Raw genomic sequence first — 13280 nt, 5'->3', positions numbered from 1 at the left:
AACACTACAACAGTCACAAATCCTACTGTTTTCCCGGGATCTGGAAAACCGAATCCAGCACTGTGCCGTCAACCCATTTAACCGCTGCCACTACCCGGCTTGTCCGCTCCTGCCTTTCCGGCTTTCCACAGAGACGCTCAACCTCAGCCTTCATCTCCTCCAGACTCTTAAGTGGCAGACTTTTACCTTTGACTGCCTCAATCAGGTCCTGCCGCCGCGGGTTGATCGCAATTCCAAGCTCAGTAACTACAACATCGATCATTTCACCCGGACCGCACAGTGTAGTCACTTCATCAACAATTACCGGAATCCGGTCACGCACCGCTGGCATCGCCAGAATTACACACCGGGCATAAAGACAGTTCTGCCAGCCACCAATGCCGTGCAGCAGACGTCCATCGGAGTGAGTAACCACATTGGCGTTAAAGTTCAAATCTACTTCAGTCGCACCCAGAACGACCACATCCATCAGATTAATGAAATTTCCTTTGGAATGATGGTTGTAACTAATCAGGGGGGCGGTGCCGATATGACTGCGGTTCACCGCAATCGAACGCACTGCCTCCAGATCAAATGCCTGCCCGTCCACTAGCGCATCCGTCAGACCTTCCTCCAGCATCCGTACCAGAAATTTCGTCGTTCCCCCGTGAATCCAGCCTGCCCTTACGCCAGACTCCTTCATCATCTGGGCAAGATAAACTGCAAAGGCAAGGGAAATACCTCCTGCCCCAGCCTGAAAACTGAACCCATTGCGCATTATGCCCGCATCACGGATGAACCGGGCAACCAGTTCGGCAATATAGAGACGATCTGGAGAACGGGTAATTTCAGTCGTTCCGGAAACAATCTTCTTCGGGTCGCCAATGGAATCCTGAACCACCACATAATCCACATAGCTACCGGAGATTTCAATCGGGATACAGGGGAAAGGCACAAGATTATTGGTTACAACAATTACCCGGTCAGCATACATCGCATCAGCCAGCGCATAACCGAGCACACCACAGGCTGCATCGCCGTTAACCGCATTGGCATTGCCGAAACAATCAGCACTTGGTGCCGCCAGCACTGCAATATCAATATGGACCTCACCATCCTGAACCGCCATTGCCCGGGCGCCGTGTGAACGCAGCACGCCCAGTCCCCGCATCCTGCCGCTGGTACAGTAATCTCCCAAGGGACCGTTGAGACTGCCTTCAATATGATGGATAACCCCACTGTCAAGGTGTTTGATCAACGGTGCATGACAGGGGAAAGCTGCCGAAGGAAACCAGACCAGATCTTTGAGCCCCATCTCAGCGCAGATGTCAAAAAGCTGCAAAGCCAGCGTATCACCGTCCCGGAAATGGTGATGCGTAGAAATTGTCATACCGTTACGGACACCGGCCAACTCCAGTGCGGTTTTCAAATCCTTTACTACCTTGTTACCATCACGGGGGTAATCAAGAACAGTAGGAATTCTGGGGGCGGCTTTGCAACCCGAAGGCCGGAAGCGATCAATCCCCGGGAAAGGCACTGCCGGCCGGCCGTTGATCTCGGTAGGCACCATTCTGCCCAGAGCATTGGTGACAAGATTCATCGCCCCTCCTTATTCCAGTCCGGACTTAATCTACCCAGCGCCACTGCCAGTTCCAGTGTCCGCCGGGCACGACGGACAACCGGCGGGTCAATCATTTTGGACCCGATCACCGCCACACTTTTGCCATTTGCCCGTGCCACCATATCCGCTTTCACGATCTCCATTGCGTGAGCAATCTCCTCATCATCTGGAGTAAAAGCCTCGTTCACCACCCGAACTTGACGGGGATGAATGCACCCCTTGCCTTCAAAACCGAGTGCCCTTGCCTGCAGGCAGCTGAATTTCAACCCCTCAAGATCAGCCACATCTGCATATACCGTATCAATCGGCTGAATCCCGGCAGACCGTGCAGCATTAACCACTACGGAACGAAGCCAGAGTGTTTCCCAGCCATCACGAGTTTTCTGTGCACCGATATCGGCGATGTAATCCTCCATGCCGTAAGTCAGTGCGGCGATCCGTTCTGATGACCGGGCAATTTCGTAGGCACGAAAGGCACCAGCAGCTGTCTCAATAATTGGCATCAGCCAGACCTCATGCCGGATACCGGTCCTCCTTTCAATTTCTGCCACCGCTGCTGCCAGTTCCTTAATTTCCTCATCATCCTCACACTTCGGAACAACCAGCAGATTGACCCCGGCACGAATCAGGGGCTCAACTTCCTCTTTACCCTGCGGCAGGGGATTAATCCGCACCATGCGCTCACACCCTGCGAAATCAAGCGCAATCAGTGCATTTCGCACCAGCACGAGTGCAGCATCCTTCTCTTCCGGCGGCACCGAATCCTCGAGGTCAAGAATCACGCCGTCCGGCTCATGAATCCGGGCATTGAGCATGAATTTGGGTTCATTGCCCGGAAGATAAAGCCGGGATCGCCGCCACCGTTCCCGGCTGCTGGGAAGACCAAAAGAGGGGCCTGGCTCAGGTAACCACTCAGCAACATCTTGATAGTTCTTGCCTAAAGCCCGGCGGACCGCGGTCTCAAGCCGGGCCATGAGCACAAACGGCACTGCCCCCGAATCCTCAACTTCAACCCGGGCATTGCTGATGCCAAAAAAACTCAATCCGGCAGCCACGAGCTTGTGGATAGAATCTCCATATATAAAACTGACCCGGCTTTTAACAATTAGCTCGATCCCGCCTTCGTCTCTGAGTTCCACTACCACGAAGGCATCCGAGCGTACTCCTTCGCCCTTTCTCCCGGCTACTCCATTCCGGCTCATTTCCTGCCCACCCTTTCTCTCAATTTTCGGCGCGTATACTCCAAAAGTCCGCCCGCCTCGACAATTCCCAGAATTTCCGGCGGAGGTTTGGGAAACAGAAATTCCTGAGTACCAATTCTGACCCGCCCCAGATCCGCATTCAATTCAACCGCCATCCCCGGTTGATAATAATCAACCGCCTCAGGCGCTTCAATCAGCAATAAACCCTGATTAATCGCAGCCCGGTAGAAAATCCGAGCAAAGCTCTTGGCGATTACCGCCTGAATTCCTACCGCTTTGAGTCCTACTACTGGCTGCTCCCGGGAAGAACCACAGCCGAAATTTCTGCCGGCAATAATTATATCTCCTGCTTGGACACTGTTAGCAAATTCCGGGTCCAGATCCTCGAGCAGGTGCGGTCTGATCTCCTCGGGTTTGGAGCAGGTATAGGTATATTTCCCCGGGAAAAGCATGTCGGTATTGACATCATCACCGTAATACCAGATTCTCATGCTACATCACCTCCCTTGGATCGGTTATTTTTCCGGTCAGTGCGCTCGCTGCCACGGTTGCGGGACTGGCAAGATAGATTTCTGCCTCCCGGCACCCCATCCGTCCCTTGAAGTTTCGGTTGGCGGTAGAAACACAGCGCTCACCCGGTGCCAGCACCCCTTGATGAGCACCCAGACAGGGACCGCAACCCGGGGGCAACAGCACACCGCCCGCCTCAATCAGTGTCTGAATATCACCGGCATCCAGCGCCTTCTCCAGTTCACTGCGCGATGCCGGCAACAGCAGCAGCCGGGTACCAGGAGCGACCCTGCGTCGGCCGATGATTTGGGCTGCCAAAGCAAAATCGCTTGCGCGACCATTGGTGCAGGTCCCAAGCAGACACTGCTGCACCTCAACATCCTTAAACTCATTGACCGGCTTCACATTGTCAACCTTGTGGGGCGCTGCTACCATTGGAACAATTCTGTCAAGTTCAAATACCAGTTCCTGTCGATATTGCGCATCCGGATCTGCCCACACCTCCTGCCAGTCGGACCTTTCAACCCCGATTCCGGTGAGAAAACCTTTGACAATCTCATCAGCAGGAAAGACCGCAATCTTCGCTCCCATCTCTACGCCCATATTAGCAATCGTAAAGCGGTCATCGATAGTCAGATAGCTGATATCACCCCAGAATTCAACCGAACAATAGTCGGCACCATCGGCACCGATCTGACCGATAATCGTCAACACTAGATCCTTGGCGGTCACTAATTCTGACAGCCGTTTACGAAGCTGGATACGGATTGACTGCGGCACCTTGAACCAGGTTTCACCGGTCAGAAGGAGTGCCGCTGCTTCAGTACGGTCGATGCCGGTGGCAAACGCATTCACTGCTCCGTAAGAACAGGTATGGGAATCCGAACCTACCGCCAGCATTCCTGGCAACACCAACCCCTTCTCCACCATCACCTGATGGCAAACGCCAGTACCTATATCATAGAAATGTCTGATCCCGTATTTTTGGACGAACTCCCGGATTTTCTTATGGCCGGCAGCCGTCTTCTCATCTACTGCGGGTACAGTATGATCGAGGACGATGACTACCTGGTCCGGATTGGCAACACCAAACTCATTCAATTCCTTGGCGATCTTATCAGTAATTGCAGCAGCATTATCGTGCATCAACAGCCGATCCGGCTTGCAAAAAACAATCTCGCCGGCCCGAACCTCTGATTTACCCGCCTTGCGGGCAAGAATCTTTTCGGCAAAGGTCATTCCCATATTTTACCTCACTTTCTTCGATTATAAAAAATATTGCATTGAAATCAATTGACAGCCTTGCTTCCGGATGTATCGTTTATTCATATGAAAGAACTTGTCGGGTTGTTTGCGCTCAGTTCGCTGGGCTGGCTCTGGTTACCCCTGATTCTAATCTGCATCACCGTTGTAATCGCAGCCAAGGTTCTTTGGATCTGGATGCTGATCGATGTCCTGATTCACGAAACTGACGAAAGCAATATGCGTCTACTCTGGACACTGGTCATCATTTTCACTCACTGGCTGGGCGCACTCATCTATCTACTTGTCCGGCGACCCGAACGCATCCGTAAACTGGGAAAATAGCATGAACTGTACCCCTTACCCTTGGTGCACCTTTGGTCCTTTGCATAATTTTCGGTGGGGTACTCCCCTCGGCTGGCTCATATCCCTCAGTTTATTCGTTTTCTGGGGATGGACGCTGATTGACATCCTAACTAAAGAAACTGATGAAAAAGGACAGCGGGCTCTCTGGGCAATCGCAGTCTTATTCACTTATGTTATCGGTGCCGTACTCTATCATGTCGTCCGCCGAACCGAACGAATAAAGACACTGGGACATTAACTCAATAATCCGCCCCTCTGGTAGATCTCCAGTTGCACCTGGGAAAATGGTTTCCCCTGAAGGCGGATTTTTTTATCCAGCAGAATAATTTCTCCGGTTTTCAGGTTTACCTGAATTTGATCTCCGTTCTGAACATAATCCATCAAATCCGCTGTCATTACTGCCAGTCCGGCATTAACTGCATTTCGGAAATAGATTGCACCGAACGATCGGGCAATGATCAGCGCAATCCCCAGGCTTTTAAAACAGTCCACTGCTTGCTGTCGGGAAGAACCGGCACCAAAGTTAGCACCGGTAACGATAATATCGCCCGGCTGTGCCTTTTGGGGAAAGTCTTCCCAGCCGGGCAGATTGCCAAAGGCGAACTGTCCCATCTCCCGGATGTCGGTTACAGTGAGATGCCGGTTATGGTAAATCTGATCCGTGTCGACATTGTCCTTTCTGACTACCCAGACCCGACCCGTGATCACCAGCGGCGGCACAGATGCCGGTTGTGTCGGCGCAGCAGTAATTATCTTCGCCGGTTCCCTACTCTCAAATGTAACCGGCACGGGGGGGATGCGGTCGCTGGTGGTAATGATACCGGCAACCGCTGAAGCCGCGGCAGTTGCCGGCGATGCCAGATAAACCTCGCCCTTCCCCTGCTTACCGGTAAAATTACGGTTGCCGGTAGAAACTGTCACCTCCCCGGGACCGTTCTGACCAATCTGTCCGGCAGCACATCCGGCACAGCCGGCATTACCGACGAGCGCTCCTGCCTGTTTAAAAATCTCCATTAAACCGGTTCGAAGACACTGTTGCCAGATAGCATCGGTTGCCGGCACAATTTTGAGCACAACTCCAGGTGCTACCCTTCTGCCTTTCAACACCTCTGCCACCACTCGGAGATCCTCCATTCGGCCATTCGTGCAGGAACCGATAAAAACCGAATCAACCTTTCTCCCGGCGACACTCGTTACCGTTACTACATCCTCCGGATGTCCGGGCCGGGAGATGAGCGGTTCGATTCCGGCAAGATCAACACGGTCAACTCGCAGATAATTTGCATCCGGATCGGCATAAACCGGTTCCACCGTTCTACCGATCCGCTGCCGGCAGTATTCAAGCACCTCAGCACTGGGCGGAAATAGAATAATAATCGCCCCCATTTCGGTTCCCAGGGAGGCGACTGTTATCCGGCCGTCAAGGCTCAACTGGTGCGCATATTCACCATACACCTCGGCCGCACAACCTAACAGTCCGTTTGCACCGAAGTAACGTAAAAGCGCCAGACCGACATCCTTAGGGGTAACTGATACAGATGGCATGCCGTTCAGTTCAACCCGCACAGTTGGGGGCACTTCAAACCAGACTTTTCCCTTAGCCCAAGCATAGGCGATATCCCTATCGCCCATCCCCTGCCCGAAGGCACCGATTGCGCCAAGAATATTTGCATGCGAATCGGTGGAGACCAAAGTATCGCCCGGGCCTGCCAGACCTTCATCAATTGCAAGATGGGTGCCGATACCCGCATCGATATCAAAGATTCTGATCCCCCATTTCCGGGCAAACTCCCGACAGAGCTGCTGATTCGCTGCATACTTCTGATCGGAACCGGTGGGATTGCAATCAAATGTAAAGAAAGTCCGTTTCGGGTCGTCAACACCAAGCCCATGTTCCTCGAGCTCCTTGACCACATTTGCACCGCCAAAATCGCGCGCCACGCGGACATCGATCTTCATTTCCACAATATCGCCCGGCTGTACCTGTGTTCGCCCGGAGTGTTGGGCGATAATCTTCTCAACAATGGTCATACTCATAAAATCAGCTGTCCTTTCTGCATCATGACAAGGGGGTCAAAAGTGGCAAAATCAGCCTGATGAATCAGCACCGTCTCCAGCACTTTGGGTGCACCCTCCCCCTCCTTCGCATGACAGGCGATTGTATTGATTACGTCATCGGATAGCCCGACCTTGGCAGCGATGATCGCCCCGGAAATTGGATGACGGGCCAATTCACCTGCCCGACTTTTCTTGTAACCACCTTTGCCATCAGGATGCACCTCCACAAGCTTACCCACATCATGTAACAGTCCACCTGCAATCAACCGGTCAAAATTTACCGGATAAGGCATCTGACGGTAGGCGCGCAGTTGTGCCTCTGCTAATCCCAGCGCCCCTTCGGTTACCGCGATCGTATGCTCAACAATATTGATCCCCTTTGTATCGGTCAGAATGGTAAATGGCAGGCGCTGCAGGTCCTCAATCGACTCCCAGCCTCCGAGTGCTGCTGCTGTCACCCACACCTGGACCACCTGCTCCCGCAGTTTTTCATCCTTTATTCTCTCCAGCTGATGCTGAAACAGCTTTCGGATTTCATCTGCGGTAATCATCAAACCCCTCACAGCGCTGCAATAATTGCATCGGTCATTTTCTGAGTCGATGCCGCACCATGCTGGAATACATCCGGACCGCCGGACAGGCGGAGCATGTCATAAGTCCTAACTCTGCCCTCGGCAACTACCCTTGCCACTGCCTTTTCGATCCGATCCGCCTTTTCCTTCTCTCCGATATAATCGAGCATCATCGCTGCTGCCATGATCATCGCAATTGGATTAACGATTGAAGGCGAGAGCCGCTCATATTTGGGCGCTGAACCGTGGGTTGGCTCAAAAACTGCCACTTCCGGTCCGATGTTTGCTGAATAGGCGAACCCCAGCCCGCCCACTAGTCCGGCAAAGCCGTCGGATACGATATCGCCAAACATATTTCCGGAAACAATCACCCCGTAGTCCTCTGGGTTCTTAGTCATCCACATCATCATCGCATCAATATTGACCGACCAGAGTTGAATATCAGGATACTCAGCGGCGATCTTCTTAGCCTCCAGTTCCATCATCCCGCTGGTCTCGCGCACAACATTCGGTTTCTCACAGATAGTAACCGATTTGTAGCCATGCTGACGGGCATAATCAAATGCGGCGCGGATGATCCGCTGACATGCCGGACGGGTAAAAATCCTCAGGGAAATTGCCATATCCTCAGAAGGCACATGGGCAAATGCCTTCATCTTCTTGTGCGTCTCCAGTGCCCTGCGGACCTCAGCCGGGGGATTGGTCCACTCCACGCCGGCATAAAGACACTCAGTATTTTGACGGAAAATTACCACATCAACTTTGGGCTCCTCGAACCCATCGCCCTTACGCCGGATAAAGTTCAGCGGATTACCCGGAAACGATCGACAGGGCCGGATACAGATATCAAGATTGAAATGCTGGCGCATAGTCACAATCGGAGAATAATACACATACCCTTTCCCTTTAAGCGCCGGGTCCAGTTCTGCCTCCGCCTTATCCTTGGGCTTAGAGGTAATAGCACCAAACAGGCCAATTTTGTGTTCCTCAAGCAATTTTATCGTCCGCTCCGGCAGGGCATTCCCTTCCTTACACCAGAACTCCCAGCCAACATCACCATGCACGAACTCTGCATCAAACCCGACCGCCCGCAGCACGCGCAGCGCCTCGGGTAAGACAATCCTGCCAATTCCGTCCCCGGGCATAGTTACAATTGTTCTCTTTGCCACAATATCCTCCTTTTATCTATTTTTCAATGGATTGACACTAATATATAATTATAAAAACGACTGAATTTAGGTCAAGCCGGAAATCTTTGCTTGACTTCCTCCTTACTATAATTTAAGTTTTAATTATAGACATAACATCCATCAAATGGAGGTAACATGAAAAAAACAGTCGGACTCTTGCTGTTTCTTCTAACCCTTGCCTTGGCCCGAACCACTGCAGGGGGCTACGGTGCTTTTGGTCCCACCTTGGCACTGCTGAAATACGATGACCTCAACACTACATTTCAGCGCAATGGTTTTACTAACCTCAATTCACGGCACTGGCTGTTTGGGGGCGGTGGTTATGCACTGGCAAACCGGGTACTTATCGGAGGCGCCGGGTGGGGAGGAGCGCAATCTGTTACATCAGAATCCCTGAAACTCCTCTGCCGGGTAAATTACGGTGGTGGAGAATTCCGTGCCGGCTACATCATTTTAGATTTCAAACATCTGCTGGTGATTGCCGGTCTCGGTATCGGTGGCAGCGGCTATTCCATCAGTCTTAGCCCGGAAAACCACACTGTCCCGAGTTTTGACTCCCTGCTGGCACATCCGGGAAGAACTTCAACTCTGAACTTCTCCGGCTTCAACCTCAACCCGCAGCTCGCACTGATTTTACCCTTGTCCTTTATCGGACTGGAACTGCGCGGGGGGTATAATTTCGGCCCTTTGGGCGCGAACTGGGAACTGGGGGACGGCGGCGCAATCCTGCGGGGTCCGCAAATGCCGGGCAACAATCTCTGGTTCAGTCTGAATGTGATCTTTGGCGGATTCAGCCACGAAAAACCGAAACTGAAAAGCAGAATAGAGATTGAGGGAGGCAATGCTCCTGAAGAACCGCCCCAAAGGGAAGAAACACCATCGGAACAGAAGTAAAAACCGGTTTTTATTGCCTGACAGAAATTAGCAGTTAGAATTATTTGAATTAAACACAGGAGGAAAATTGCGAAAGGTATTGCTGTTTTTTTTCATGATTGCCGGCGCCGGCTCAGGTAATGTCGTCAATCATACGCTTAGAATCACACCGGAAAAACCGAAGATCGACAGTTATCGGGGCTTTGACCGGATTACTCTGGATGGTACATTTTTCATCCCCGAACCGGGCAGACCGCTGCTGCCGATAATCAGCATTACCTTGGTGATTCCGGCCGATGCCCGGCTTCATCGGATTGATGCATCACCGGCGACCACCAACCAGATTGAAGGCAAATTCATTATCCTGCCCGGTCAGTTCCCGGTAACAATTTCTGCATCTCAACTTCCTGAATTCTGTCCGCCCGACACTGTAATTTACCGCTCGGATGAACCCTGGCCGGCTCAGCCACTCGTCAATTATTCAGTTCATCATGCCGGTGGATTTCAACTGGTTAATCTTCTCATCTGCCCGTTCACTTATTTTCCCCTTTCCGGCCGTCTGCTGCTGCATACTGAAATCAGCCTTACTGTTACATTTGAACCCGGATTAACTCCAGTCACTCCCATCACCATATTCCAGCGTAATCAGCAGCTCCAGAACCTGAGACCACTGGTCGTTAATCCCGAAGATCTAACAACATTCGCACCTCCTATTTTTGAGAAAGACCAACTGTCAATCGACTATCTGATTATCACCAGCAGGGAACTGAGCGAAAGCTTTCAGCCCTATCTTGAATACCGGCGCCAGCGCGGAATGCGCACCGAAATCCGAACTACCGACTGGATTGAAGCCAATTATCCAGGTCGGGACCTTCAGGAAAAAATAAGAAATCACATCATTGACTATTACCATAACCGGGGTGTGGTCTATGTTTTACTTGCTGGTGATAACCGGCAGATACCATCCCGTCAGATCTGTGTTAATGTTGGCAATGAACAGGGAATGATTCCCACTGATCTGTATTACGGAGACCTGGACTACTCCTGGGACTCAAACCATAACAACCTGTTTGGCGAAATGGACGACTCGGTCGACCTGTATGCCGATGTTTTTGTCGGACGGGCATCAGTAGAGACACGGGAACAGGTACGGAACTTCATCAGCAAGGTCCTCGCCTTTGAAAACACACCCGCTGCTGATTATATTCAGCGTTCCCTTTTGCCCTCAGGCTGGCTCTGGCGCTCCCTTAATTATCACGGCAAATTTGTGAATGACTCCATCGCCGAACTGACACCATCGGGATGGACCGACCGGAAAATGGAAAATCCCCCCGGCGCTGGTGTTGTAGCTGACTCTTTTAACAACGGCTTTTTGATTTTTGACCCGGCTGGTCATGGTAATGAGAGTGGTGTTTATGACGAAAATGGAACCCCAATATATACGACCAGCTATGCCGGTTATCAGACTAACCACAACCGGTATTCAATCATTACTTCACTTGCGTGCAATCCGGGAAACTTTGAAGCCGAGGATTGCCTGGCAGAAGTAGCACTAAACTGTCCTGATGGCGGCGCAATTGGGGTGATGATGAACTCCCGCTACGGCTGGGGTACGCCGCCGGTAATGGGACCCTCGGAAAAACTCTGTGTCCGGTTCTATGACTATCTGCTCGCCCGCTCCGAATACCTGCTGGGTCCTGCCCATAACCGGTCTCGTGAAGAGTACGCAGGCTCTGCCATCTACTCCTCACTCTGGCGCTGGTGCCTGACTGAATTCAATCTCCTAGGCGACCCGACACTGGACATCTGGACTGCACCGCCCCGGAATATGACCATTACCGCTCCGGATACGATCACTACCGGCAGTCAGACCCTGTCAGTGAATGTTTACGAAAACACAAACCCTGCATCTGGTGTTACGGTTACTGCCTGTAAAGATAATGAGGTATTGGTTACCGGAATTACCGGCAGCAACGGTCAAGTCAACATCAATATCCATCCGTTCACACCGGGCGAACTCCAGCTCACAGCAATCCGGCACAACAACCTTCCTGCCACCAAGATTGTAACTGTGCTTCAGGGAGCAGCTGAACCGTATCTTGTTTATTGTCGTTACGAAATTGATGATACCCTTCAATCCAATCCCAACCACATCCTGGAACCGGGGGAAACTGCGCGATTGAAAATCACGATTAAAAACACCGGCACCGGACCGGCAACTTCGGTGCGCCTGACGCTGACAGAAACCAGCCCTTATATTGAAATCATTGATACAACCGCAATTCTGGGCACCATCCTGCCCGGCGAATCCGCAACTGCAGAAAACATCACGATCACCGCAGTGTGTTCTGCTCCTCCAGGGTCCGGACCAGAATTCACCCTTTACATCCACTCGGACCAGAACAGCTGGCAGACCATGTTTTCGATTAATCTTGGGTATTCGGGCAGAACCTGGGCAGATATCTCCGCTGACAACTGTGCTCTGACTGTAACCGCCCGGGGCGGTATCGGCTATGATACTGACGATGGTCGGCAGGGCAGAGGCTTCCGGTATCCTATCAACGATACATCAAGCCTTTATCTTGCCAGCTTTACCCTGGGCAATAGCCCGGATTACTTAGTTGACCGGTTTTACCGTCAGCATGGAATTGACCGAGACTGGCAACTGAATGACAGCATCCGCACCCGCCTGCCTGTCTGGAACTCCGCGCAGCTGCTGCAGGCAAGCTTTACTGATCTGAATCACCCCCGGGCGAAATCAGTGATCGTTGATCAGCGGGCGCTTGTGCCGGCACCACCCGGACCGCGGAATACAGTGATTCTCGTTTATGACCTGTGGAATGCGGGAGCTGTTGAACTGAACAACCTCTATGCTGGCATCCTTGCCGATTTTGATGTGATTGCTACCGACAGGCTGCACGACCTTGCCTGGACATTTCCTGAACAACGGACAGCAGTGATGCGGAATGTCAATAACCCCAGTCGCTTCCTCGGCATCAAACAGCTCTATCCCGCCACACCGGTTCGTCTCACCTGTATTGACCATGCAGTTTATGTCTATCCGGATTCAGCAATGACCGAAGATATGAAATATCGCGCCATTACCGGCAACTTGGGTGTAAGACAAAGTGATCACCCCTTCAACTGGTCAATCTCAGTCAGCACCGGACCATTTGACCTGATGCCGGGTGCAGGGAAAAGACGCATGGCATTCGCCTTTATTGGCGCACCGGACTCAATCTCATTCCTCAATACCTGCCAGACGGTTCAGGAGTGGTATGATCAGAATGTCGGTATGCAGGAATCCCAGAACCTGAGTAGATCGGACTTGATCAATTTCAGTATTGAACCCAGCATTTTTAATCGGACAACAACTGTCCACCTGCACCTCCCCCTACATTCCCGACTGCGCCTCACGGTGCATGACATTGCGGGCAGAACCGTCACGCGGCTGTTTTCTGGCAGCCTTGATGCCGGCAATCATCAGTTCGCTGTTAACAGCGAAAAACTGGCGCCTGGAGTCTATTTTGTCCAACTGGAATCTCAGGCAGAACAGCAGACACTACGCATTCTCAGGTTAAAATAACTGCCGTTAATCTGAAACTGTTCGGGGCTGACCGGTAATATTACCGGTCAGCCCCGGTAGAGGCGCGGTCTGGCTCGGTTT

11 protein-coding genes are annotated in these 13280 nt (G+C 51.9%); 4 read left to right on the top strand and 7 right to left on the bottom strand.

What is annotated here, in order from left to right; genetic code table 11:
• Positions 1-22: 22 nt before the first annotated feature.
• From ABIK48_02180 to ABIK48_02165, 4 genes are read right to left on the bottom strand one after another with little or no spacing between them, the layout of a single operon-like run.
• Positions 23-1579, bottom strand: a complete 1557-nt coding sequence (locus ABIK48_02180) for a citrate lyase subunit alpha (protein ID MEO0020964.1) — start codon at positions 1577-1579, stop codon at positions 23-25.
• Positions 1576-2802, bottom strand: a complete 1227-nt coding sequence (locus ABIK48_02175) for an aldolase/citrate lyase family protein (protein ID MEO0020963.1) — start codon at positions 2800-2802, stop codon at positions 1576-1578. The genes ABIK48_02180 and ABIK48_02175 overlap by 4 nt, the downstream gene beginning before the upstream one ends.
• A complete protein-coding gene (locus ABIK48_02170; GenBank protein MEO0020962.1) occupies positions 2799-3293 on the bottom strand; it encodes a 3-isopropylmalate dehydratase in 495 nt (164 codons plus the stop codon). The genes ABIK48_02175 and ABIK48_02170 overlap by 4 nt, the downstream gene beginning before the upstream one ends.
• Before the next feature lies 1 nt (position 3294).
• Entirely contained in the window at positions 3295-4557 is a 1263-nt protein-coding gene (locus tag ABIK48_02165; GenBank protein ID MEO0020961.1) for a 3-isopropylmalate dehydratase large subunit, read from the bottom strand.
• An 84-nt stretch (positions 4558-4641) separates the two neighbouring features.
• Here ABIK48_02165 and ABIK48_02160 point away from each other — a divergent pair, with 84 nt between their 5' ends.
• Together ABIK48_02160 and ABIK48_02155 are read left to right on the top strand one after the other, a co-directional pair.
• Positions 4642-4899, top strand: a complete 258-nt coding sequence (locus ABIK48_02160; GenBank protein ID MEO0020960.1) for a PLD nuclease N-terminal domain-containing protein — start codon at positions 4642-4644, stop codon at positions 4897-4899.
• A 1-nt stretch (position 4900) separates the two neighbouring features.
• Positions 4901-5158 (top strand): PLDc N-terminal domain-containing protein, encoded by a 258-nt coding sequence (locus ABIK48_02155; GenBank protein MEO0020959.1) that lies wholly within the window; start codon positions 4901-4903, stop codon positions 5156-5158.
• Here the strand turns inward: ABIK48_02155 and ABIK48_02150 are convergent.
• From ABIK48_02150 to ABIK48_02140, 3 genes are read right to left on the bottom strand one after another with little or no spacing between them, the layout of a single operon-like run.
• Complete coding sequence (locus tag ABIK48_02150; protein ID MEO0020958.1) at positions 5155-6957, bottom strand: aconitase/3-isopropylmalate dehydratase large subunit family protein; 1803 nt, start codon at positions 6955-6957, stop codon at positions 5155-5157. The genes ABIK48_02155 and ABIK48_02150 overlap by 4 nt on opposite strands.
• On the bottom strand, positions 6954-7529 hold the full coding sequence (locus ABIK48_02145; protein ID MEO0020957.1) for an HD domain-containing protein: 576 nt from the start codon (positions 7527-7529) through the stop codon (positions 6954-6956). The genes ABIK48_02150 and ABIK48_02145 overlap by 4 nt, the downstream gene beginning before the upstream one ends.
• 8 nt (positions 7530-7537) lie before the next feature.
• Positions 7538-8719, bottom strand: a complete 1182-nt coding sequence (locus ABIK48_02140; GenBank protein MEO0020956.1) for an isocitrate/isopropylmalate family dehydrogenase — start codon at positions 8717-8719, stop codon at positions 7538-7540.
• Positions 8720-8875: 156 nt separating this feature from the next.
• Between ABIK48_02140 and ABIK48_02135 the strand changes: the two genes are divergently transcribed.
• Both ABIK48_02135 and ABIK48_02130 read left to right on the top strand, forming a co-directional pair.
• Positions 8876-9634 carry a hypothetical protein gene (locus ABIK48_02135; GenBank protein MEO0020955.1) on the top strand — a complete coding sequence of 253 codons (759 nt, stop codon included), beginning with the start codon at positions 8876-8878 and terminating at the stop codon, positions 9632-9634.
• 67 nt (positions 9635-9701) lie between these two features.
• Positions 9702-13199, top strand: coding sequence for a C25 family cysteine peptidase (locus ABIK48_02130; GenBank protein ID MEO0020954.1), 3498 nt, complete (start codon positions 9702-9704; stop codon positions 13197-13199).
• Positions 13200-13280: the final 81 nt, after the last annotated feature.

The sequence above is a fragment of the candidate division WOR-3 bacterium genome (assembly GCA_039801085.1).
Lineage (GTDB): Bacteria > Hydrothermota > Tepidihabitantia > Tepidihabitantales > Tepidihabitantaceae > JAOABP01.
Note: the sequence above shows the minus strand (reverse complement) of the source record. Positions and strands in the feature narration are given on the sequence as shown.

Bases quoted from the DNA above. Each gene is read 5' to 3' on its own strand.
- ABIK48_02180 (MEO0020964.1), bottom strand. From the start codon at position 1,579: ATGAATCTTGTCACCAATGCTCTGGGCAGAATGGTGCCTACCGAGATC.
- ABIK48_02155 (MEO0020959.1), top strand. From the start codon at position 4,901: ATGAACTGTACCCCTTACCCTTGGTGCACCTTTGGTCCTTTGCATAAT.
- ABIK48_02135 (MEO0020955.1), top strand. From the start codon at position 8,876: ATGAAAAAAACAGTCGGACTCTTGCTGTTTCTTCTAACCCTTGCCTTG.
- ABIK48_02170 (MEO0020962.1), bottom strand. From the start codon at position 3,293: ATGAGAATCTGGTATTACGGTGATGATGTCAATACCGACATGCTTTTC.
- ABIK48_02160 (MEO0020960.1), top strand. From the start codon at position 4,642: ATGAAAGAACTTGTCGGGTTGTTTGCGCTCAGTTCGCTGGGCTGGCTC.
- ABIK48_02150 (MEO0020958.1), bottom strand. From the start codon at position 6,957: ATGAGTATGACCATTGTTGAGAAGATTATCGCCCAACACTCCGGGCGA.
- ABIK48_02175 (MEO0020963.1), bottom strand. From the start codon at position 2,802: ATGAGCCGGAATGGAGTAGCCGGGAGAAAGGGCGAAGGAGTACGCTCG.
- ABIK48_02165 (MEO0020961.1), bottom strand. From the start codon at position 4,557: ATGGGAATGACCTTTGCCGAAAAGATTCTTGCCCGCAAGGCGGGTAAA.
- ABIK48_02145 (MEO0020957.1), bottom strand. From the start codon at position 7,529: ATGATTACCGCAGATGAAATCCGAAAGCTGTTTCAGCATCAGCTGGAG.